Origin of the sequence: Streptomyces griseus (genome assembly GCF_900460065.1) — a bacterium.
GTDB classification, from domain to species: Bacteria; Actinomycetota; Actinomycetes; order Streptomycetales; family Streptomycetaceae; genus Streptomyces; species Streptomyces griseus.
Genome location: NZ_UAVD01000026.1, coordinates 184,209 through 205,154, shown reverse-complemented (window position 1 = coordinate 205,154; position 20,946 = coordinate 184,209). Strand labels below are relative to the sequence as shown.

Genomic DNA, 20,946 nt, shown 5'->3' with positions numbered 1-20,946 from the left:
GGTAACCCCCGCCGGTCATCCCGAAAGTGGGCTACCGGGCCGATTCTCGTATGGCGACGGCAACCGCCAGCGATGGAGAAGCCCATGGCGATGACGATGAAGGTGTACGAGGTGGACCGAGAGGGCCACACCCGGATCGTGCGCGAGGAGGCAGAGGCCGTGGCCCTCGAACAGCCCGAGGCCTCGAACCGGTTCCCCGCCTGCGAGTGCCCCGAGTGCAAGACGCCCGCACGGTGACGACGCGCTGTGCCGAAGGCGGCGCGCACCCCTTCCTCGTCGAGGACGCCACCGGCGCCCACTGCCCGAGCACGGCATCTCCCTGCTCCGGCACGACCACGTTCCCTCTCACGAAGGAGACAGGATGACCACGCACATCGCACAGGCCGACGGCGGTAAGCACGGCGGGCAGCCGTCGGACAAACCGTGGGTGCCGGACCCGCAGCCCGCGCCGTCCCCCGACGGCAGCCGTCCGCAGAAGCGCACCGAGCAGTGAGCACCGTGCGGGAGACTGGCACGTACCCGGCCCTCGTCCAGGACCTCGCCGACCGGGGGTTACTCGATGCCCGCTGGCGGTAGGTCTGGGAGGCCGTGCCGCGCTCCCAGTTCATCGGGCCGGACATCTGGCGGCAGTTGCCCGACCGGTGCGAGCCGGTGGTGGGGAGGGCCGACTGGCTGGCCCGGGTGAACAGCGACGAGCCGGTGGTCACCCAGCTCGACGACGGCGCCGAGGACGGGCCCGGCATCGCGACGTCGTCGAACTCGCAGCCTTCGATGGTGGCCCGGATGCTTGGGCTCCTCAGCGTCGAGGACGGTCACCGAGTCCTCGAGATCGGCACCGGCACCGGGTACGTCGCCGCGCTGCTCAGCGAGCGGCTCGGCGAGGAGCAGGTCTACAGCGTTGAGGTGGACCCCGGGCTGGCGCAGCAGGCCGCGGACGCCATCGCTGGGGCCGGGTACCGGCCCCACCTCCACGTCGGCGACGGGGCCGAGCAGATCCCCGGAATGGGCCCCGTCGACCGGCTGATCGCCACGTGCGCGCTGCGGTACGTCCCGTACACGCTGCTCCGGCAGCTCCGGCCCGGTGGGATCCTCGTGGCCCCGGTGGCTCGGGACTTCTGGTCGGGCGCTCTGGTCCGACTTCACGTCCAGGAGGACGGGACCGCGGTCGGTCCGTTCTGCGGGTCGGCGATGTACATGCCGATGCGTGCGCACCGCCCGGTCCTCCACGAGATCGAGGGCAATGGCCGGCCCCGTGCCGCGGGCCTGGATCCCGCGCGGATTCTCGACCTCGGGTTCGCCCTGTACGCGGGGGCGCGACTGCCCGGCGTCCGGGTATCGGGCCACGACACCGCCGACGGCGCCCGGGTCTGGGTCAGCAGCGCGGACGGAGCGGGCGTCATGGCCGGGACCGGCGAGGACGTCCTGCAGTACGGGCCCGGGTTCCTGTGGGAGGAGATCGAGCAGGCCTGGCGGGAGTACGAGGAGGCCGGCAGGCCTGACGCCAGCGAGTTCGGTCTGACCGTGACGCCCCGAGGCCACCAGGTTTGGGTGCGCAGTCCGAACCTGGTCGTCCAGCCCAGCAGGGCTTAGGTACAGGCAGGCCCCCGCCTCTCGAGCGCGGGGGCCGCTATCTGCTGTCGTTTGCGGGCGGTTTGGAGCCCGGGTCTGTGGATCGCTCCTCAAGGAGGTCGGCCGGCTCTGTCTCCAGCGCGCGGGCTACCAGGAGCAGGCCAGTGAGCCGAGGGTTGTTCGTGGCGTGCTCGATCCGCTGGACCGTGTCTCGGGAGACCCCAGCCCGGTGGGCCAGGTCCTCAGCGGATCGCCTCGTCCATGAGGACGTAGAGCAGTCCGACCAGAGAGCCACTGCTGACGGTCTCGCGACGGTCGATCATGCCCCGTACGTCGGTCAGCGGGATCCACTCGATCCGGTCCGACTCGTTCTTCTCGGTCGGTGGCCCCTCGTATGTCGCCCCGTCGGCCCGGAAGATGTGGTGCTGGGAGTCGGTGATGCCATTCGCCGGCTCGGCGTAGATCAGCGGCGCGATCGGGCCGGGCCGCCAGCCGGTCTCCTCCAGCACCTCACGGGCCGCCGCTTCTGCGGGCGTCTCGCCCTCCTCGACCAGGCCCATGGGGAGTTCCCACGCCCAGGCGTTCGTGATGAAGCGGTGTCGCCACATCATCAGAATCTCGCGGCGCTCGTTGACGACGGCGGCCACGGCCAGGTGGCGGAGCTTGACGACGTGGTGCTCCCAGCGGTTCCCGTCCGGGGTCTCGACGTCGGTGAGCCACAGGTTCACCCAGTTGTTCTCGTAGATCGGACGTTCCCCGTGGATCTTCCACTGCATCCCTGCCGCCCCTCTCGATCGGGCTTCAGCATCGCAGAGCTGCTGGCGTATCAACTGTGCATCGGAGAAGTTCGCGTCACATTGACGCATACAGGGCAGGGGTGCGACAGGGCACGTCAGGGATGCCCCACGAGAAGCACCATGCTCATGTCTTCCGGTGAATGAGCCTGGGCTTCGTCGGCTGTTGGACGGGCCGGAGCGGATGTGTGCTGGGCCGGTTGTTACAGGTTTCTCCACCTCATCTAGCAGAACGCCACCGACCAAGAAGGCCTGTTCAGCGGCGGTCACCTGCGATGGGTGTGGGATGTGAACTCACGATGGCATCGCTGCCATGACGGTCGTCTACTTCGTGTCCACGCAGGGGCACGGCCCGACTCTGTCCCGCATGTCCCTGGGCAGCCGCAATCCGCACTTCTGGCAGTAGGAGGCGCCCTTCCGTATATCGCGGGACGGCGGGGTGTGAGCCTTACCTTTTGGACGCTCGACAGGATATGACACGGCCTGGCCCCCCAGTTCTGCCCCGAGGCCACGCTCGCTGGAATGGCGAAGCCTTACCCACGGGACCTGTGGCTCCAGTTTGACAGCAGGTCGAGAGGCGCGTAGGGAATCGGCGAAACTGGATGGGGGGTCGGCCGCGGCTCGTGGGCGGTCGTGTCGCTGCTGTCGTGGGGCCTTCGCCGTTCGGGCGAGGACGGGGCGTGAACGGGGGATGAACCTCCGGACACGTGGTGGGCTCGGGGCTGGTGGAGGGCGCGGGCGTCGGCCAGGATCGAGCTGTGAATCAGCCTTCGGTGTTCGAGAGATTCGACAGGGCCCTCGACTGGGTGGGTCTGTCCGTTTCGGTCCTTATTCTTGCGACCGGCGTTCTGGAGTACCGCGATGGGGGCTCCCTGGGTTGGCCCGTCGGTGGAGCGGTGCTCGTGCTGGTCAGCCTCTGGGTGATCTACCGCGGGATGGGCCGCCGGAACGGGAGGGTCGCCAAGTCGGCGCGGTAGCGCGGCAGCAGTACAGCAGTCGCGGTACCTCGACCACGTCAACCGCCCCTTGCACACGCAGGGGCTTTTCGCGTTCTCGCTCGGTGTTCCGGCCCCTTCAGCGTGTGTGGGTGGCGGCGTGGGCGTTCGCCGTCCCTCGCCGGGATCCCGGCCATGGCGGCCAAGGGCGGGGACGGCGTGGAGTTCGACTACAGGTGACCGCCGACGAATTCGAAGAGGCCCTGCGTGCCTGGGCGTTGCGGACCGGGGTGGGGCCCTTCCAGGCGTTCGCGGTGCCGGTGGCGTCCGTCGGTGCTCCGGCGGTCTTCGGGGTGGTCGTCGGTCTGTCGGCGCCCGTGCTGTTCGGCGCGCTGGTGGTCTGCCGGAGGGGCGCCCAGGGCCCCGAGGGCGTGGAGCGGCTCAGGGCGGTCCCGGGACGGAACCTCAGGCGGCTGGAGCGGTGGCCCCGGCCCGTTGCGCGGTGACGCGGCGGCGGCGGGTCGGCAGGCCCATGGTGGGGTTGGCGACGCCCCAGGCCGCTCCCTTGCAGACCAGTTCCTTGTAGAGCGCGGCCACCCGGCCGGTCAGGGCGGCGCTGACGGCTCGGTCGTCGGCCGTGACGTACTGGATCAGGCCCTCCTTGCGGCCCAGCGAGACGCACTGGTTGAAGTAGCGGGGCGCGGTGGTCGGGAGCTTGCCGCCGGTGAGGCGGGCCGCGATGGCGTCGGCGGCCTGCCAGGCGGTGGGGACGCCCGAGGCGCACGACATGCGCAGCGGTTTGCCGCCGGGGCCCGCGACCAGGGCCGCGTCGCCGATGGCGTACACGTCCTGGTGCGAGGTCGAGCGCATCGTGCCGTCGACCGGGATCCGGCCGTCGTCGGTGGTCTCCAGGGCCGTGGCCCGGGCGATGGGGTGGACCGCGAAGCCCGTCGTCCAGACGGTGACCGCGGCCGGGATGTCGCCCGCGGCGGTGATGACGCGGTCGGCCTCCACGGCGGTGACGGCGGTGTGTTCGTGGGCGGTGATCCGCAGGTCGCCGAAGACCTTCCGCAGGTGCCGCGCGCCCTTGGGGGAGAGCCAGTCGCCCAGGCCGCCCCGGGCCACCAGGGAGACGTCGAGGTCCGGGCGGGCCTCGGCCAGTTCCGTCGCGGCCTCCACGCCGGTGAGCCCGCCGCCGACGACGGTCACGGGGCTGCCGGGCGCGAGGGCGGCCAGCCGGTCGCGCAGGCGCAGGGCTCCCTCGCGGCCGGCGATCTCGTGGGCGTGCTCCGTGGCGCCGGGGACGCCCCGGGTGTTCCAGGCGCTGCCGAGGGCGTACACGAGGGTGTCGTACTCCAGGTCCTCCGGCTGCCCGGCGCCGTTCGCGTCGGTGACCGAGACCGTTCCGCGGTCGACGTCGATCCCGGTGACCTTCGCGAGCTTCAGCCGGACGCCCGTGCCGGCGAACATCCGGTGGAAGGGGCGGGGGCGGAGGTCCTGGCCCACCGCGAGCTGGTGCATCCGGACGCGCTCGACGAAGTCCGGTTCGGCGTTGACGAGGGTGATGGAGACGTCCTCGCTTCGCAGTCGCCGGGCGAGGCGGCCGGCGGCGCTCGCTCCGGTGTAGCCCGCTCCGATGACGACGACGCGGTGCCGCTGGATGTTCTGCTGCATGTCCTTCGCTCCTGTCTCGCGCGGTTTCGCCCCTTGAACAGGGCAGCCCGGCGATTCCTGACAGGTGGAAGCTGTGACGTGCGTCACATGGCTCAGTGGATGCGGAGGGTCGGTTCTCCGTGGTCGGTCGCCGCCCACTGACGCGTCGCGCGGTCGAGCTTGTCGGGGTTGGCCTGGTTGCGGAACGCGGCGATGCCGTCCGCCGTGATCTCCAGGCACATGACGCCGATGACCCGGCCGTCGACGGTGATCACGAGTGCGGGCAGCCCGTTGGCGTACGAGACGTGGACCTCCGCCGTGCCGCCGAGGAGTCTGCGGGCGGCCTGGTTGGGGGTGAACAGGCTCCGCATGAACGTCGCGACGGCCGCCGCGCCCTCGAACGGCTTGGCGCGGGCCGGCACCTTCCCGCCGCCGTCGCCGATCGCGACCGCGTCCGCGGTGAGCAACCGGACGAGCGGTTCGGTCCGGCCACTGGTGGCGGCCGTGAGGAACTCCTCGACGATCCGCCGGGCGGCGGCCTCGTCGATCTCGGTCCGGGTCCGGCCGTCCGCGATGTGCTTCTTGGCGCGGTGGTACAGCTGCTGGCTCGCGGACTCCGTGGTGTCGAGGATCTCGGCGATCCTCCCGTGCGGATACGCGAACGCCTCCCGCAGCACGTACGCCACCCGCTCGTTGGGGGAGAGGCGTTCCATGAGGGCGAGGACCGCGTACGAGACCGATTCGCGCTGCTCGACGGTGTCGGCGGGGCCGAGCATCGGGTCCCCGGCGAGCAGCGGTTCGGGCAGCCACTGGCCCACATAGGTCTCGCGCCGGGCGCGCGCCGAGGTGAGCTGGTTGAGGCAGAGGTTGGTGAGGACCTTCGTCAGCCAGGCCTCGGGGACCTCGACGCGGTCGGCGTCGGCGGACTGCCAGCGCAGAAAGGTGTCCTGGACGGCGTCCTCGGCATCGCTCGCGGAGCCGAGGAGGCGGTAGGCGATGGCCTTCAGCCGGGGCATGGAAGCCTCGAACAGATCCACCTGGTCCCCGGTCAGCGCCATGGGCCGGATCATAACGGCCCGCCGCGGCGGTCGTTCGGAGGGCCGATGGCGGGGTAGCCGACGTGGTACGGGGCGTGACGGACGCGTTCCTCTCGGAGGTCGACGATGAGATCGAAGGAGCAGCACGGGCGGGAAGATCGTTGGCAGGACCGGTGGTGGGCGATGGGGCTGCTGGTGCTGGTGGTGTGGGTCGGCATCCAGCTGGCCTTCTACGGGTGGTCGGGGTGGCCGGGCATCCTCGTCGGCGGGTTCGTGTACGCGGGTCTGATGACGTCGATCCTGATGTGGCGCCGGCGGCGGGACGCGCGTGCCGTGGGTACCGAGGCGGCCCGGGTGCCGGAGCTGGAGCGGCGCATCGCGAGGAACGGCGAACTGCCCGACGACCCGGCCGAACAGGCGGCCATGGTCCGGCTGATCCGGCGGCGGGAGGAGAAGCTGCGGCGCAACCGGTGGTGGGCCCTGCCCTTCCTCGGGCTGCTTTTCCTCGGGATGCCGGTCCTCTGGTTCGCCGCGGGCAATGTGCCGATCGGGCTGTGGGGCCTCGGCTTCGGCGTGGGGTTCATGGGCTGGATCATCTGGCTCAACCGGCGGTTCGAGCGCCGGATGGCCGCGATGAGGCGGCGGATCGAGGGTGTCGGAGGCTACGCGTAGCATCGCCGGACCGATGCGACCGGTGATCCGATGCCGGTGGAGGAGAGAGCGGGGTCCGGGTGTCCGGTGGGTGGTGGTGCGCCGGGGTGCGGTGGCCCGGGCAGGCGCCCGAGCTGGGGTGGAGCAGGGGCGGCGACCGGCGGGTGAGCGTGCTCGCGTACGGGGGCGGCCTCGGCTTCCGGGCCCTCGGGGAGCGGCACTGCAAGGGCGCCCGGGGGAACGTGTGCCCGCTGGGCGCGGTGGTGCCGGGGCGTTCCACCGGTGGGCGGTGCGCCGAGTGCGCGCGGCTGGACCGGGCGCACTCGGTGGCCGCCGACACGATGGCGGACGACCCCCGGACGTACCGCGTCTACCTCGCGTGGTTCGGGCCCGGCATGGTCAAGGTCGGGATCACCGGTGAGGAGCGCGGGGCGGCCCGGCTGCGCGAACAGGGGGCCGTGGCCTTCAGCTGGCTGGGACGCGGGCCCCTCATGGCGGCCCGGCGGACCGAGGAGGTGCTCCGGGCGGCCCTCGGAGTGCCCGACCGGATCCCGTACGCCGGGAAGCGGGCCGTGCGCGGGCGGCTTCCGGGGCGCGAGGAGCGGGCCGCCGAGGTGGCGGAGCTGTACGGGCGGGCGGAGCGGCTCGAAGGGCGCGGCTGGCCCGAGTCGTTGGAGCGGCTGCCCCTCGAAGTCGTCGATCAGGTCGCCCTGTTCGGGCTGGACCGGGCCCCCGCTCCGGTGCGGGCGGTGCGGGAGCTGGTGGACGGGGGCGTCGTCGCGGGGCGGCTGGTCGCGGCGGCGGGGCCCGATCTGCACCTGGCGGTGGACGGCGTGGGCGTGGTCGTTCTGGACACGCGGCTGATCACCGGGTGGGACCTCGCCGCCGTCCCGGCAGAGGCCGTTCCCGCGAAGGCCGTCCCCGCGGATGCGGCCGAGGGGACCGCGGCCGAAGGGACCGGCGCCGCGGAGACCGCGCCCGCCGTGGCGGAGAGTGGTGTACGTGTCCCCCTCATCGACATCGGCTCCGGCGGTGTGCAGGGTGGGTTGTTCTGACCGTCGACCGAGGGAGCGCGTCCGTGGGGCCGGAGAGCGATGACGTGGTGCGGTTCTGGGAACGGCTCGGGCTGCCCGGAATCATCGATGTGCACACCCATTTCATGCCGGAACGGGTCCTGCGCAAGGTGTGGGCCTACTTCGACGCCGCCGGACCGCTCACCGGCCTGGAGTGGCCGATCACCTACCGCTACGAGGAGGAGCGGCGGCTGGAGCTGCTGCGGTCGTTCGGGGTGCGGCGCTTCACCTCCATGGTCTACCCGCACAAGCCGGGCATGGCGAGCTGGCTGAACGGCTGGGCCGCCGGCTTCGCCGCCCGCACGCCCGACTGCCTGCACACCGCGACCCTCTTCCCGGAGGAGGGCGTCGAGGTGTACGTCAAGGAGGCCGTCGAGGCGGGGGCGCGGGTCTTCAAGGCGCACCTCCAGGTCGGCGCGTACGACCCCAACGACCCGCTCCTGGAGCCGGCATGGGGGCTGCTCGCGGAGGCCGGGATCCCGGTGGTCACGCACTGCGGGTCGGGGCCCGCGCCGGGCGCGCACACCGGGCCGGAGCCGATCGGCCGGCTGCTGGCGCGCCACCCCCGGCTGCGGCTGGTCGTCGCGCACATGGGGATGCCGGAGTACGCGGAGTTCCTGGCGCTGGCGGCGGCGTATCCGGAGGTCCGGCTCGACACGACGATGGCGTTCACCGACTTCAGCGAGGGGTTCAGCCCCTTCCCGGCGGCGGAGCGGGGGCGGCTCGCCGACCTCGGGGACCGCGTGCTGCTCGGGACCGACTTCCCGAACATCCCCTACCCGTACGTCCATCAGCTCGAGGCGCTGGAACGGCTCGGGCTGGGGGACGCGTGGTTGCGGGCGGTCTGCCATGGGAACGCCGCCGCGTTGTTCCCCGCGGACGGCTCCTAGGTCCTGTCGTGTCCGCACGCGTGCCGCTTTCTCAGGAAATTCACAGGAACGGGTCAGGGTTCTCTCACGGGTGCCTCACAGAGTGGTGCCCATGACGACGACGACCTCGCCCCAGGGGCGTACCGAACTGCTCAGGCCGGACCGTACCCCCGTGCGGGTCCTGGTCGTGGACGACGAGGCTCCGCTCGCCGAGCTGCTCTCGATGGCCCTGCGGTACGAGGGGTGGGAGGTGCGCAGCGCCGGTGACGGGGCCGGTGCGGTCCGGGCCGCGCGGGACTTCCGCCCGGACGCCGTGGTCCTGGACGTGATGCTCCCGGACATGGACGGGCTGTCCGTGCTGGGCCGGCTGCGCCGTGAGTACGACGATGTGCCGGTCCTCTTCCTGACCGCCCGGGACGCCGTGGAGGACCGCATCGCCGGGCTCACGGCGGGCGGCGACGACTATGTGACGAAGCCGTTCAGCCTGGAGGAGGTCGTGGCCCGGCTGCGCGGGCTCATCCGCCGCTCGGGCTCGGCCGTCGCCGCCGGCCGCGCCGAGTCCACGCTCACCGTCGGGGACCTGGTGCTCGACGAGGACAGCCACGAGGTGAGCCGGGGCGGGGACGCGATCCACGTCACCGCCACCGAGTTCGAGCTGCTGCGCTTCCTGATGCGCAATCCGCGCCGGGTGCTCAGCAAGGCGCAGATCCTCGACCGGGTCTGGAACTACGACTTCGGCGGCCAGGCCAACGTCGTCGAGCTCTACATCTCCTATCTGCGCAAGAAGATCGACGCCGGGCGCACGCCGATGATCCACACCCGGCGCGGCGCGGGGTATCTGATCAAGCCCGGTGAGTAGGGGCCCCGCCATGAGGGCGCCGCGCCGGCCCTGGACGCTGCGGACCCGGCTCGTCGTGTCGGCGGTCTCGCTGATCGCCGTCGTCGCCGCCGTCATCGGGTCCGTCACCGCGATCGCCTTCCACAGCTACATGTACGGCAAGCTCGACGACCAGTTGCGCTCCGTCGCCGAGCGGGCCCAGCGCCCGCCGGGCCCGGTGCCGCAGGCGTTGCGCGAGGCGGGGCCGCTCGGCTTCGTCGGCGGGGGCGGGCAGCCGCTCGGCACGTTCGGGGCCCTTCTCGGCGAGGACGGGGACGTCACCGCGTCGAAGGTCGTCGTGGACAGCGGGCTGCGCGCCCAGGAGAGCGCGAAGCCGCTGACCGGCGAGCAGCGGAGCGCCCTGGAATCGGCCGCTCCGGCCACCGGCGAGGGGGCCCGGAGCGTCGATCTTCCGGGGCTCGGCGGCTATCGCGTGGAGGCCGCGAGCACCGCCGAGGGGTACACGGTCCTGGTGGGCATCCCCAGTGCCGAGGTGAGCGGTGCGCTGACCACCCTGATCGTCGTCGAGGTCTGTGTCACCGCCGCCGGGCTGCTGGCCGCGTCGATCGCGGGCACGGTGCTCGTCGGGGTCGCCCTGCGGCCGTTGCGCCGGGTCGCCGCCACGGCCACCCGGGTCTCCGAACTCCCCCTGCACAGCGGCGAGGTGGCGCTCCTGGAGCGGGTGCCGGGCGCCGAGGCCGACCCGCGCACCGAGGTCGGGCAGGTGGGCGCGGCGCTCAACCGGATGCTCGGGCACGTCGGTTCGGCACTCGCCGCCCGCCAGGAGAGCGAGACGCGGGTCCGGCAGTTCGTCGCGGACGCCAGCCATGAGCTGCGCACCCCGCTGGCCTCGATCCGGGGCTACGCCGAGCTGACCCGGCGGGCCGCCGGGGAGACGGCGGGCCCGGAGCCCGGCCCCGTCACCCGCCACGCGCTGGGGCGGATCGAGTCGGAGGCGGACCGGATGACGGGACTGGTGGAGGATCTGCTGCTGCTGGCCCGGCTGGACGCCGGGCGCCCGCTCTCGTACGGCACCACGGATCTGCTGCCGCTGGTCGTGGACGCGGTGAGCGACGCCCGGGCGGTGGACCGGGGGCCGCAGGACCGGGAGACCCGGCACCGCTGGCGGCTCGAACTGCCCGAGGACGCCGAGCCCGTGACCGTACGCGCCGATCCCGACCGGTTCCAGCAGGTCCTGGTCAACCTGCTGGCCAACGCCCGCACCCACACTCCGCCGGGGACCACCGTCACCGTGGCGGTCAGGCCTCCGGCGCGCGCCGGGGGGCCGGTCACGGTGGAGGTGGGCGACGACGGGCCCGGCATCCCGGCGGAGCTGCTGCCGCACGTCTTCGAACGGTTCGCGCGCGGGGACGCCTCCCGGGCGCGGGGCGCCGACGGCGGCGGAGCGACCGGTTCCACCGGGCTCGGCCTCGCCATCGTGCAGGCCGTCGTCTCCGCGCACGGCGGGCACGTACGGGTGGAGTCCGCGCCGGGCCGCACGGTGTTCGCGGTCGAGCTGCCGACGGGCCGCGTACCGGCGGACTGCGTCTCGGCGGACGGAAAACCGGCGGGCCACGACGTGGTCCGCGTGGACTCACAGGTCGGGGACAGGCTCACCACACCGGTGTGACAGCGCGGTTGGCGAGTGTCGGAGCATGACCACCGACAGCAGCCTCCGGAGCGGCCCCGGAACGACCGGCCGCCGCAGTAGCAGCAGGCACGGCGGGGACGGCGGGGCCGACCATCGGCTCCCGGGCCGGGAGCACCTTCCGGCCCGGCAGCCGGTCGCCACGGCAGCCGCCGTGCCGGTGCTCGACGTCGTCGTCCCCGTGTACAACGAGGAGAAGGACCTCCGCCCCTGCGTGGTCCGCCTCCACGGCCATCTCGCGCGGACCTTCCCGTACCCCTTCCGCATCACCGTCGCCGACAACGCCAGCACCGACGCCACCCCGGCCGTGGCCGCCGCGCTCGCCGCCGAGCTGCCCGGGGTGCGGTACGCGCGGCTGGAGGAGAAGGGGCGCGGTCGGGCCCTGCGGACGGTGTGGTCGGCCTCCGACGCCCCGGTCCTCGCCTATATGGACGTCGACCTCTCCACCGACCTCAACGCCCTCCTCCCGCTGGTCGCCCCGCTGATCTCCGGCCACTCCGACCTGGCCATCGGCTCCCGGCTGGACCGGAGTTCGCGGGTGGTGCGGGGGCCGAAGCGGGAGTTCGTCTCGCGCGCCTACAACCTGATCCTGCGCTCCTCGCTGGCCGCCGGGTTCAGCGACGCCCAGTGCGGGTTCAAGGCGATCCGGCGCGAGGTCGCCGAGCGGCTGCTGCCGATGGTGGAGGACAGCGGCTGGTTCTTCGACACCGAGCTCCTGGTGCTGGCCGAACGGGCCGGGCTGCGCATCCACGAGGTGCCCGTCGACTGGATCGACGACCCCGAATCGAGCGTCCACATCGTGCGGACGGCCACCGAGGACCTGAAAGGGGTGTGGCGGGTGGGACGGGCGCTGGCCGTCGGCGCGCTGCCGCTGGACCGGCTGGCCCGGCCCTTCGGGGACGATCCGCGCGACCGGGCGGTGACCGGGGTGGAGCGCGGACTGGCCCGCCAGCTCGTCGGGTTCTGCGTCGTGGGCGCGCTGTCGACGCTGTTCTACCTCGCGCTCTACTCCCTCTTCCGGCTCGGCGTCGGCCCGCAGCTCGCCAACGGCGGCGCGCTGCTTCTCTCCGCCGTCGCCAACACCGCCGCCAACCGCCGTCTCACCTTCGGCGTGCGCGGCCGGAGCGGGGCCGTCCGCCATCAGGCCCAGGGCCTGGTCGTGTTCGCGATCGGCCTCGCACTGACCAGCGGCTCGCTCGCGGCGCTCGGTGCGGCCTCCGGATCGGCCTCGCACGGCACGGAGCTGGCCGTGCTGATCACCGCCAACCTCGCGGCCACCGTGCTGCGCTTCCTGCTCCTGCGCGCCTGGGTCTTCCCGGCCCGCGCCTGCCCCGAACCCGAGGACGTCCGATGACCACGACCGCCGCCCCCGCGACCCCCGTCGCCGCGCCGCCGACCGGGAGGGAAGACCCCCGCTGGGCGCGCCCCGCGCTGTACGGGCTGCTGCTCGCCGTCGGCCTCGCCTACTTCTACAACCTCAGCGCCTCCGGTTACGCCAACTCCTTCTACTCCGCCGCCGTCCAGGCGGGCAGCCAAAGCTGGAAGGCCCTCTTCTTCGGGTCGCTGGACGCGGCGAACGCCATCACCGTCGACAAGCCGCCCGCCGCGCTCTGGCCGATGGCCCTGTCGGTGCGGCTGTTCGGGCTCGGCTCCTGGGCGATCCTGGCCCCTCAGGTGCTGATGGCGGTCGCCACGGGGGCCGTGCTGAACACCGCCGTACGCCGTCGTTTCGGGCCGGTCGCCGGGCTCCTCGCGGTGGGCGTGTTCGCGCTGACCCCCGTCGCGGCGCTGATGTTCCGCTTCAACAACCCGGACGCGCTGCTGGCCCTGCTGATGACGGTCACCGTGTGGTGCGTGCTGCGGGCCCTGGAGCGGGGGCGGACGGCGTGGCTGCTGTGGGCGGGGACGGCGGTCGGGTTCGCGTTCCTGACGAAGACCCTCCAGGCGTTCCTGATCCTGCCGCCGCTGGCCGTGCTGTACGCGGTGTGCGCCCCGGTCCCCGTACGGAAGAGGCTCGGCCAGCTCGCCCTGTCCGCGCTGACGACGGTCGTCGCCGGTGGCTGGTGGGTCGCGATCGTGGAGCTGATGCCGGAGTCCTCGCGGCCGTACGTCGGCGGCTCGCAGAACAACTCGTTCCTGGAGCTCACCTTCGGCTACAACGGGCTCGGCCGCATCAACGGCGAGGAGACCGGAAGCGTCGGCGGGGGCGGCGGTGGCCGCGGGGGCGGTGGCTGGGGCGAGACCGGCATCGGGCGGATGTTCAACGCCGAGGTGGGCGGTCAGATCGCGTGGCTGCTGCCCGCCGCGCTGATCCTGCTGGTGGCCGGTCTCTGGCTGACCCGGAAGGCGGCGCGGACGGACTCCGCGCGGGCGGCGTTCGTCGCCTGGGGCGGGGCGCTGGTCATGACCGCGGCCGTGTTCAGCTTCATGGCCGGGATCTTCCACCAGTACTACACGGTGGCCCTCGCCCCGTACATCGCGGCGCTCGTCGCCATGGGCGTCACGGTGCTGTGGGAGGAGCGGGGCGCGTGGTGGCCGCGTGCGGTGCTCGCGGGCGCGGTCGGGGTGACGGCCGGCTGGGCGTTCGTCCTGCTGGGCCGTACGCCGGAATACCTGCCGTGGCTGCGGTGGGCGGTCTTGGCATCAGGGCTGACCGGTGCGCTCGGGCTGCTGGTCGTGGGCCGGTTCGGCGGGCGGGTTCTGGCGGCGGTCGCGGTGGGGCTGAGCTGCGCGGCGTCGCTGGCGGGGCCGGCGGCGTACACCGTCTCCACCCTGAACAGCGGTCACCAGGGCTCGATCGTGACCGCCGGTCCTTCGGCGGGCGGGTTCGGCATGGGCGGGCCGGGCGGCGGCGGCCGGGGCGGACCCGGCGGACCCGGCGGCGGCGACGGCGGGCAGCGCGGCGGCGCGCAGCAGCCCCCCGGCCAGGGCCAGGGGCAGCAGGGGCAGCGGCCCCAGGCCCAGAGGCAGGCGCCCCAGGGCCAGGCCGGGGGCAACCAGCAGGGCAACGCTCCGGGGGGCATGCCCGCCCCGCCCGACGGCGGAACCGCGCCCGGCGCTACGGGCACCGGCCCCGGCACTCTTCCCGGTTCCGGCGAGGGAATGCGGGGCGGCGGTAGGGGCGGCCTGCTGAACGGCGCGACCGTCGGCGCCGAGGCCGAGGCGCTCCTGACGAAGGGCGCGGACGGTTACACCTGGGTCGCCGCAGCCGTCGGAGCGCAGAACGCCGCGAGCTACCAACTCGCGACCGGGGAACCGGTGATGGCGATCGGCGGCTTCAACGGGAGCGACCCGTCGCCGACGCTCGCCCAGTTCAGGAGGTACGTGGCGGACGGCAGGATCCACTACTTCGTCTCGGGCGGCGGCATGGGCGGCGGCCCCGGGGGATCCTCCGGCGCCTCCGCCCTGATCACCTCCTGGGTGACGGAGAACTTCACCGAGGTCACCGTCGGCGGCGCCACGTTCTACGACCTGACACAGCCCACGGGCTGACGCACCGGGGGCGACGGCGGCCGGGGTCGGCGCAAGGGCTCAGAACCCGGCCGCGTAGGTCCAGAAGTCCCGCATCACCCCGGGCGCGGTGGGCCCGGTCATCTTCATCTGGGTGAGGAGCACGGCGACCGTGCCGGTGGCCGGGATGACGTGGGCCGTGGTGCCGGTGCCGCCGACCCAGCCGTAGCGGCCGAGCACGTTCCAGGGGGCCGTGATCTCGACGTCCACCGACCCGCCGAACCCCCAGCCCTGCCCCTCCGTGAACAGCCCGCTCGCGGCGCGCTGCTCCGGGGTGAGGTGGTCGGTGATCATCTGGCGGACGGACTCGCCCGCGAGCACCCGGTCACCGGCGTCGTCGAGGCCCTCGGCGAGCAGCATCCGCCCGAAGGCGGCCAGGTCGTCGACGGTCGAGACCAGCCCGCCCGCCCCGGACGGGAAGGCGGGCGGGCTGCTCCACCGCCCGTCCGGGGCGTCGACCAGCACCGGTTCGCTTCCGCTGTCCGCCCCGGGCCGGTAGCAGCTGGTGAACCGGTCCAGCGCGGCCGGCTCCACGGCGAACCCGGTGTCGTTCATGCCGAGGGGCTCGAACAGCCGCTCCGCCAGGTACGCGGGCAGCGGGCGGCCGGCGACCCGGGAGACGAGGACGCCGAGGATGTCGGAGCACGTGTTGTAGAGCCAGCCGTCGCCCGGCTGGTGCAGCAGCGGGACCCGGGACAGCGCGGCCATCCAGGCGTCCGGCGCGAGGACGGCCCCCGGCGGCGGCGGGGCCTGCCTGAGCTCGCCGAGCAGCGGGGCCGCGGCCGGGAGCGAGAAGTCGGACGGGATGCCGTAGCCGGCCCGGAACGTCAGCAGGTCCAGCAGCGTGATCGGGCGGAGGGCCGGCACCACGTCGTCGACCGGGCTCCGCGGGGTCCGTACGACCAGGGGCGCGGACAGCTCGGGCAGCCATGCCGCGACCGGGTCGGCGGGGGCGATCAGGCCGTCCTCGACGAGCGTCATGGCGGCCGCCGCCACGATCGGCTTGGTGACCGAGGCGATGCGGAAGACCGAGTCCCGCCGCATCGGCGCGGATCCGGCGAGGCCGGCCGTACCGGCCGTCGCCACTTCGGTCCTCCCGTCCCGGGCGACCAGGGCCACCGCGCCCGGCATCGACCCCTCGGCGATGTGGGCGTCCAGCAGGTCGAGCAGGGGCGTGGTGGTGGTCATGGGCCGTCCTTCGTCGATGACCGCGTGTGCCGGGACGGATGACTCCCGGCCCGCCCGGGACTCATCGGTCCCTTCCTCCCCGCACCGACAGGTCCGCCACCACCGGGCGGTGGTCGGAGGCGACGCTCTCGGGAACCCATGCCTTCCGCACGGTGATCCCGGTGCCCGGTCCGCCCCTCGACACGGCCACGAAGTCGATCCGCTTGACCGGGTCCTGCGCCGGGAAGGTCGGCGCGCCCGGGTCGGCGTCCGCCAGCTCCCGCCACAGCGGGGCCAGTTCGGGGGCGGCGGGCTCCGCGTTGAAGTCGCCGAGCAGGATCTTCGGGCCCCGGTCCTCGGCCATGATCCGCCGGGTGTCGGCGACCTGGGCGACGCGGACGGCGGGGTCCGGGCGGTAGTCGAGGTGGGTCGTGTACACGTGCACGGGAAGTCCTCGCACCCGTACGACGACCTCGCCGAAGCCCGGCGCGGGAGCGGGGGCCGGGTTGGGGTCCTGGGTGGAGAGCCGGGTGATCTCGTGGTTCTCGGCGCTCACGATCCGGTACCGCGACAGCACGGCCACCCCGTACTCCTTCCGGGGGTCGCCGGGCCGGGCCGGGTCCAGGCTGTAGATCGGGGCGAACGAGACGTGCAGGCGCAGTCGCCGCGCGAGCTCTCCCGCGAGATCCCGCCACTCGCTGCGGTCCCCCCAGTGCCGGTCCACCTCCTGAAGGCCGATCACATCGGCGCGCAGGGCGCGGAGTTCCGCCGTCTGCCGGTCCAGGTCGAAGACGCCGTCCACGCCCGCCCCGGCATGGATGTTGTACGTGGCGACCCGCAGCGGCACGTCCCGGCCGGAAGGGGAGCGGTCCGTGGTGGCCGCTGCGGCGGGCGGCGCGACGAGCGCGCCGAAGAGGGCCGCGGTGAGGAGGAGTCGAGGGAGACGGGAGGTGCGGCGACGCAGGGGCATGGCTCTCCAACCGGCCGAGAATCGCGCTCTTTGTCAGGTCAGCGTCGAGAACCGTACCGCTCGGCCGCCCCGGGGGACCCACCGGCGCGACGGGTCCGGGGGCACGGAATGGACTTGTACGTTGTACAGGGCTGCCTTACGGTGTAAGTCACATCCTGCCATACGCCGTACAGTCCCGGACTTCCCGTGCTGCGCGGCCCTTCCGGAGCGAGCTGCCACCGCACCGGACACCGGAGCCCAAGGAGCCCGCATGACGGCGCCCGCCGCACAGCGACCCGACCTCGCCCCCCAGGGGCGGCATCCGCAACGCTGGCTGATCCTCGGCGTCATCTGCCTGGCCCAGCTCACGGTGCTGCTCGACAACACCGTCCTCAACGTCGCGATCCCCTCCCTCACCGCGGAGCTGGACGCCTCCACGGCCGACATCCAGTGGATGATCAACGCCTACTCCCTCGTCCAGGCGGGGCTGCTGCTCACCGCCGGCAGCTCCGCCGACCGCTACGGGCGCAAGAAGATGCTGCTGGTGGGCCTCGGCCTGTTCGGCGTCGGCTCGCTCGTGGCCGGGCTCTCCCAGTCCTCGGCCCAGCTCATCGCGGCCCGGGCCGGCATGGGAGTCGGCGGCGCGCTGCTGCTCACCACCACGCTCGCCGTCGTGGTCCAGATCTTCGACGACACCGAGCGCGTCAAGGCGATCGGCATCTGGTCGACCGTCTCCTCCCTCGGCTTCGCGGCCGGCCCGCTGTTCGGCGGGTTCGTCCTCGACCACTTCTGGTGGGGCGCGATCTTCCTCATCAACATCCCGGTCGCCCTGATCGCCCTGGTCGCCGTCGTCCGGCTCGTACCGGAGTCGAGGAGCGGCCGGGGGGAGCGGCCGGACCTGCTGGGCGCGCTGCTCTCCACGATCGGCATGACCGCCGTCGTCTTCGCGATCATCTCGGGGCCCGAGCACGGCTGGACGTCCGGCCAGGTGCTGCTCACGGCGTTCGTCGGGGTCGCGGTGCTGGCCGGGTTCGTGCTGTGGGAGCTCCACGTTCCGCACCCGATGCTCGACATGCACTTCTTCCGCAACCAGAAGTTCGTCGGTGCGGTGGCGGGGGCCATCCTGGTCGCCTTCGGGATGACCGGGTCCCTCTTCCTGCTCACCCAGCACCTGCAGTTCGTCCTCGGCTACGAGCCGTTGGAGGCCGGCCTGCGGACGGCGCCGATGGCGCTGACCGTGGTCGTCCTCAATCTCACGGGCCTCGGGGCGCGCGCGGTGCTGAAGTTCGGCACGCCCGTCGTCATCGCGGCGGGGATGAGCTGCCTGGCCGCCGGTCTCGCGGCGATCGCGGTGCTCGGCGGGGGCGACGGCGGGTACGGCGGCATGCTGTTCGGCCTGGTCGTGATGGGTGCGGGCGTCGCCCTCGCCATGCCCGCGATGGCCAACGCCATCATGAGCGCGATCCCGCCGGAGAAGGCCGGAGTGGGTGCGGGGGTCAACGGCATGCTCGCGGAGTTCGGCAACGGACTGGGCGTGGCGGTGCTCGGCGCGGTGCTGAACGCCCGCTTCGCCGCCCTCGTGCCGGCCGCCGTCGGCGCCGCCTCGCTGCCCGCGGCCCTGGCCGCCGCCGACGGCCCCGCGGCCCGGGAGCAGATCAAGGACGCCTTCGCCTCGGGTCTGGAGGTCAGCCAACTGGTCGGCGCGGTCGCGGTGCTGGCGGGCGGTCTGCTCGCCGCGCTGCTGCTGCGCCGCGCCGAGCGGGCAGAGACGCCGCCGGCCGGCGCCGCGAAGACGCCGCGGGCCGATGCGGTGGAGGCACCGCACGGTGAGGCCGCGGAGCCGCCGGTGGCCGGGGCCGCGCAGGCCGGGGGCGCGAAGCCCGGGGACCGGGCAGACTCGACGGGACCGGCGGCATAGCATCGGACCGGACGCGCGTACCGGACCGTCAGCGTCCGGTGGGCCGTCCTTCCGGCAGGACGGCTCGGTCCCGCCCTTCCGGCAGGCCCGCGCGAGACGAGGAGAGTGCGCCATGGTGTCCGAGTCCGACGGCGAGGCCGACCGCGGGTCCGACCGGGAGCCCGGGACCGGGCCCGAGCCGGAGTCCGCGGACGCGACCGGGGCCGGGACCGGGCACGGGTCCGCGGACTCCGGCTCGGGCCCGGCGAACAACGCCGCGCGGACCAGCGTATGGCTGGACCACCGGGCCCCCTCGCGCTCGCGCAGGTCCGAGTCCCCGGCGGGCCTGGACCGCAACCGGATCACCGAGGCCTCGGTGCGGCTGCTGGACGCCGACGGCCTCGCCAAGTTCTCGATGCGCCGGCTCGCAGCCGAGCTGGACGTCACCGCGATGTCCCTCTACTGGTACGTCGACACCAAGGACGACCTGCTGGAACTGGCGCTCGACTCGGTCTACGCGGAGATCGCCCCGCCCCGCGAGGACGCCGCGTGGCAGGACCGGCTGCGGGACCTGGCCCGCAGCTACCGCGAGCTCCTCGTCCGCCACATCTGGATCTCCCCGCTGGCCGGGACGTTCCTCAACATCGGCCCGAACTCGATGCTGTTCTCGTACGCCGTCCAGGACATCGTCCGGGCCACCGGGCTGCCGCTCGAACGGCAGACGGGGGCGCTCTCGGCGGTCTTCCAGTTCGTGTACGGATTCGGCACCGTCGAGGGCCATTTCAAGGCGCGGTGCGACGCGACGGGGCTGACCCAGGACGAGTACCACCGGCAGGCGATGACCACGATCCGGGCGCAGCCGCACCTGCGGCAGATCACCGAGGCGTCGGACGACCTGATGGCGGCCCGGGGCGGCGACACGGTCGAGGAGATGCGCGAACGGGACTTCGTGTTCGCGCTGGACCTGCTGATCGCGGGCATCGAGGCGGTCCGCGACCGGTCGGGCTCGGCGACCCGGTAGCCGCTTCTCCGGGCGACGCCCCGGCACCGTGTTCCGCGTACCTGAGCCGGGCCCAGGACCGGGTATCCGGGGTCCCGGGCTCGCGGTACCGAGCCCGGAGCCGCGTACCCGGGGCGGCTCGGGCCTCGGCTACCGGGCCCGGGGCCCCTGATCCCGCTCCCGGGCCCCCGCATCGCGGTACCGGGCGTTCGTCGGTCGCGCACCGGTGTCAGTACCCGCGCCCCGGGTCCACGGTCAGCTCGGGCCGTCGGCCCGCCGTCACGGCCTCCCAGCAGGCGCTGAAGTCGGCGGAGACGTCCTCGTCGGTGGTGATCCCCGAGGAGTGCGCGGTGATGACCGTACGGGGCAGCCGCCACACCGGGTCGCCGGGCGCGGCCGGTTCCCGCGGCAGGACGTCCAGCACCGCCCGCCGTACCCGGCCGTCACGCAGCCCGGCCTCCAGCGCCCCCATGTACACGGTCGCGCCGCGCCCGACGTTGACGAACGTCGCCCCGCGCACCGCGGCGAACCGGGCGGCCCCGAAGAAGCCCTCCGTGGCCCCGGTCAGCGGCAGCGTGGAGATCACCCAGCGCGCCCCGCCCAGCGCTTCGCCGTCCTCGGCGGCCCCGATCACGCGGTCGAAGCCGGGCACCACCCGGGCGGTGCCCGGAGCGGGCCCGAACCGTGTGGTGCGGGCGACGCCCACCGTGCGCACCCCGCAGGCGCCCAGCAGCCGCCCGACGGCAGCTCCGATGCGCCCGGTCCCGTAGATCACCGCGGTCTGCCCGACGACCAGCTCCGAGGGGAGACGCTCCCAGTGCGCGCGGTCGTGCAGGGCGGTGAACTCCGGTACGGACTGGCACTCGGCGAGCATCCAGGCCAGGACGTACTGGGCGATCCGCTCGCCCATCCGGCCCACGGTCCGGGTCAGGAGCGCTGATCCGGGCCAGGGCCCTCCGGCGAACAGCGGGTCGGTCCCCGCGTTGACGCTGTGGAACCAGAGCAGCCGGTTCGTCCGCAGCGCGTCGGGCAGGGTCTCGCCCACGCACAGGAGGGGCGCGTCCGAGGGCGGCGGGACCGACTCCAGGGGCGCCGCGTCCCGCCCGGTGATCCGCTCCAGGTCCCGTACCAGACCGCCGTCGAGTGAGGGCGCGACCAGCAGCCGGGCCTTCGCGAGGGCGTCGGGCGAGGGCAGTGGGGTCGGGACGGGCATCCCGCACCCGAGGAGGGAGTGGGGCTGCCCGGGGACGGCTATCGGCGGAACGGAGGCGGCGTTCCCGCTCTCCCCGCCGCCCGCGGTGCCTGTTGCCCTGTCGG

20 protein-coding genes are annotated in these 20,946 nt (G+C 73.4%); 13 read left to right on the top strand and 7 right to left on the bottom strand.

Translation table 11 applies throughout. The features are described 5' to 3' along the window. Window positions 1–84: 84 nt before the first annotated feature. The 3 genes from DTB53_RS36855 to DTB53_RS14860 all read left to right on the top strand — a co-directional run bounded on the left by DTB53_RS36855 (window position 85) and on the right by DTB53_RS14860 (window position 1,590). Window positions 85–237 (top strand): hypothetical protein, encoded by a 153-nt coding sequence (locus DTB53_RS36855; protein ID WP_172595261.1) that lies wholly within the window; start codon window positions 85–87, stop codon window positions 235–237. A 124-nt stretch (window positions 238–361) separates the two neighbouring features. Then, complete coding sequence (locus DTB53_RS37410) at window positions 362–493, top strand: hypothetical protein (RefSeq protein ID WP_256090752.1); 132 nt, start codon at window positions 362–364, stop codon at window positions 491–493. 95 nt (window positions 494–588) lie between these two features. Continuing rightward, on the top strand, window positions 589–1,590 hold the full coding sequence (locus DTB53_RS14860) for a methyltransferase domain-containing protein (protein WP_012379995.1): 1,002 nt from the start codon (window positions 589–591) through the stop codon (window positions 1,588–1,590). 37 nt (window positions 1,591–1,627) lie between these two features. Here DTB53_RS14860 and DTB53_RS37995 read toward each other — a convergent pair whose 3' ends face one another. Together DTB53_RS37995 and DTB53_RS14850 are read right to left on the bottom strand one after the other, a co-directional pair. Next, window positions 1,628–1,864: a helix-turn-helix domain-containing protein gene (locus DTB53_RS37995; protein ID WP_075025221.1), complete on the bottom strand. Its 237-nt coding sequence runs from the start codon at window positions 1,862–1,864 to the stop codon at window positions 1,628–1,630. Further along, a complete protein-coding gene (locus tag DTB53_RS14850; protein WP_012379994.1) occupies window positions 1,812–2,345 on the bottom strand; it encodes an NUDIX hydrolase in 534 nt (177 codons plus the stop codon). Before DTB53_RS14850 ends, DTB53_RS37995 begins: the two co-directional genes overlap by 53 nt. A gap of 1,189 nt (window positions 2,346–3,534) precedes the next feature. On the opposite strand from DTB53_RS14850, the gene DTB53_RS14840 reads away from it, so the two are divergent. Further along, window positions 3,535–3,804 (top strand): hypothetical protein, encoded by a 270-nt coding sequence (locus DTB53_RS14840; protein ID WP_012379991.1) that lies wholly within the window; start codon window positions 3,535–3,537, stop codon window positions 3,802–3,804. Here DTB53_RS14840 and DTB53_RS14835 read toward each other — a convergent pair. After that, entirely contained in the window at window positions 3,764–4,972 is a 1,209-nt protein-coding gene (locus DTB53_RS14835) for an NAD(P)/FAD-dependent oxidoreductase (protein WP_012379990.1), read from the bottom strand. The genes DTB53_RS14840 and DTB53_RS14835 overlap by 41 nt on opposite strands. Window positions 4,973–5,064: 92 nt before the next feature. After that, complete coding sequence (gene sigJ / locus DTB53_RS14830; protein WP_042498524.1) at window positions 5,065–6,009, bottom strand: RNA polymerase sigma factor SigJ; 945 nt, start codon at window positions 6,007–6,009, stop codon at window positions 5,065–5,067. Between the two features lie 105 nt (window positions 6,010–6,114). On the opposite strand from sigJ, the gene DTB53_RS14825 reads away from it, so the two are divergent. The 7 genes from DTB53_RS14825 (at window position 6,115) to DTB53_RS14795 (ending at window position 14,598) form a co-directional block, all read left to right on the top strand. Beyond that, window positions 6,115–6,660 (top strand): hypothetical protein, encoded by a 546-nt coding sequence (locus DTB53_RS14825; protein WP_003967708.1) that lies wholly within the window; start codon window positions 6,115–6,117, stop codon window positions 6,658–6,660. A 59-nt stretch (window positions 6,661–6,719) separates the two neighbouring features. Further along, complete coding sequence (locus DTB53_RS14820; RefSeq protein ID WP_012379989.1) at window positions 6,720–7,694, top strand: DUF2797 domain-containing protein; 975 nt, start codon at window positions 6,720–6,722, stop codon at window positions 7,692–7,694. Window positions 7,695–7,717: 23 nt separating this feature from the next. Continuing rightward, window positions 7,718–8,602, top strand: a complete 885-nt coding sequence (locus DTB53_RS14815; protein ID WP_012379988.1) for an amidohydrolase family protein — start codon at window positions 7,718–7,720, stop codon at window positions 8,600–8,602. A gap of 91 nt (window positions 8,603–8,693) precedes the next feature. Further along, window positions 8,694–9,440, top strand: a complete 747-nt coding sequence (locus DTB53_RS14810) for a response regulator transcription factor (protein WP_003967705.1) — start codon at window positions 8,694–8,696, stop codon at window positions 9,438–9,440. 10 nt (window positions 9,441–9,450) lie between these two features. After that, a complete protein-coding gene (locus tag DTB53_RS14805; RefSeq protein ID WP_042496678.1) occupies window positions 9,451–11,088 on the top strand; it encodes a sensor histidine kinase in 1,638 nt (545 codons plus the stop codon). Between the two features lie 25 nt (window positions 11,089–11,113). After that, window positions 11,114–12,460 carry a bifunctional glycosyltransferase family 2/GtrA family protein gene (locus DTB53_RS14800; protein WP_012379986.1) on the top strand — a complete coding sequence of 449 codons (1,347 nt, stop codon included), beginning with the start codon at window positions 11,114–11,116 and terminating at the stop codon, window positions 12,458–12,460. Next, the gene (locus DTB53_RS14795; protein WP_012379985.1) at window positions 12,457–14,598 is read left to right on the top strand and encodes a mannosyltransferase YkcB-related protein; all 2,142 of its coding nucleotides are present in this window, start codon (window positions 12,457–12,459) and stop codon (window positions 14,596–14,598) included. Before DTB53_RS14800 ends, DTB53_RS14795 begins: the two co-directional genes overlap by 4 nt. A 39-nt stretch (window positions 14,599–14,637) precedes the next feature. Here DTB53_RS14795 and DTB53_RS14790 read toward each other — a convergent pair whose 3' ends face one another. Both DTB53_RS14790 and DTB53_RS14785 read right to left on the bottom strand, forming a co-directional pair. Then, window positions 14,638–15,804 (bottom strand): serine hydrolase domain-containing protein, encoded by a 1,167-nt coding sequence (locus tag DTB53_RS14790; protein ID WP_012379984.1) that lies wholly within the window; start codon window positions 15,802–15,804, stop codon window positions 14,638–14,640. 61 nt (window positions 15,805–15,865) lie between these two features. Then, entirely contained in the window at window positions 15,866–16,753 is an 888-nt protein-coding gene (locus tag DTB53_RS14785; protein WP_012379983.1) for an endonuclease/exonuclease/phosphatase family protein, read from the bottom strand. Window positions 16,754–17,003: 250 nt separating this feature from the next. Between DTB53_RS14785 and DTB53_RS14780 the strand changes: the two genes are divergently transcribed. After that, window positions 17,004–18,650, top strand: coding sequence for an MFS transporter (locus DTB53_RS14780; protein WP_012379982.1), 1,647 nt, complete (start codon window positions 17,004–17,006; stop codon window positions 18,648–18,650). Between the two features lie 112 nt (window positions 18,651–18,762). Then, the gene (locus DTB53_RS14775) at window positions 18,763–19,650 is read left to right on the top strand and encodes a TetR/AcrR family transcriptional regulator C-terminal domain-containing protein (RefSeq protein ID WP_172595260.1); all 888 of its coding nucleotides are present in this window, start codon (window positions 18,763–18,765) and stop codon (window positions 19,648–19,650) included. Window positions 19,651–19,858: 208 nt separating this feature from the next. Here the strand turns inward: DTB53_RS14775 and DTB53_RS14770 are convergent, their stop codons facing one another. Next, window positions 19,859–20,842 carry an NAD(P)-dependent oxidoreductase gene (locus DTB53_RS14770; RefSeq protein ID WP_012379980.1) on the bottom strand — a complete coding sequence of 328 codons (984 nt, stop codon included), beginning with the start codon at window positions 20,840–20,842 and terminating at the stop codon, window positions 19,859–19,861. Window positions 20,843–20,946: the final 104 nt, after the last annotated feature.

Excerpts from the sequence above, each read along its gene's own strand:
- DTB53_RS36855 (WP_172595261.1), top strand. The coding sequence starts at position 85 with ATGGCGATGACGATGAAGGTGTACGAGGTGGACCGAGAGGGCCACACC.
- DTB53_RS37410 (WP_256090752.1), top strand. The coding sequence starts at position 362 with ATGACCACGCACATCGCACAGGCCGACGGCGGTAAGCACGGCGGGCAG.
- DTB53_RS14850 (WP_012379994.1), bottom strand. The coding sequence starts at position 2,345 with ATGCAGTGGAAGATCCACGGGGAACGTCCGATCTACGAGAACAACTGG.
- DTB53_RS14835 (WP_012379990.1), bottom strand. The coding sequence starts at position 4,972 with ATGCAGCAGAACATCCAGCGGCACCGCGTCGTCGTCATCGGAGCGGGC.
- sigJ (WP_042498524.1), bottom strand. The coding sequence starts at position 6,009 with ATGGCGCTGACCGGGGACCAGGTGGATCTGTTCGAGGCTTCCATGCCC.
- DTB53_RS14825 (WP_003967708.1), top strand. The coding sequence starts at position 6,115 with ATGAGATCGAAGGAGCAGCACGGGCGGGAAGATCGTTGGCAGGACCGG.
- DTB53_RS14810 (WP_003967705.1), top strand. The coding sequence starts at position 8,694 with ATGACGACGACGACCTCGCCCCAGGGGCGTACCGAACTGCTCAGGCCG.
- DTB53_RS14805 (WP_042496678.1), top strand. The coding sequence starts at position 9,451 with ATGAGGGCGCCGCGCCGGCCCTGGACGCTGCGGACCCGGCTCGTCGTG.
- DTB53_RS14800 (WP_012379986.1), top strand. The coding sequence starts at position 11,114 with ATGACCACCGACAGCAGCCTCCGGAGCGGCCCCGGAACGACCGGCCGC.
- DTB53_RS14795 (WP_012379985.1), top strand. The coding sequence starts at position 12,457 with ATGACCACGACCGCCGCCCCCGCGACCCCCGTCGCCGCGCCGCCGACC.
- DTB53_RS14790 (WP_012379984.1), bottom strand. The coding sequence starts at position 15,804 with ATGACCACCACCACGCCCCTGCTCGACCTGCTGGACGCCCACATCGCC.
- DTB53_RS14785 (WP_012379983.1), bottom strand. The coding sequence starts at position 16,753 with ATGCCCCTGCGTCGCCGCACCTCCCGTCTCCCTCGACTCCTCCTCACC.
- DTB53_RS14780 (WP_012379982.1), top strand. The coding sequence starts at position 17,004 with ATGACGGCGCCCGCCGCACAGCGACCCGACCTCGCCCCCCAGGGGCGG.
- DTB53_RS14775 (WP_172595260.1), top strand. The coding sequence starts at position 18,763 with ATGGTGTCCGAGTCCGACGGCGAGGCCGACCGCGGGTCCGACCGGGAG.
- DTB53_RS14770 (WP_012379980.1), bottom strand. The coding sequence starts at position 20,842 with ATGCCCGTCCCGACCCCACTGCCCTCGCCCGACGCCCTCGCGAAGGCC.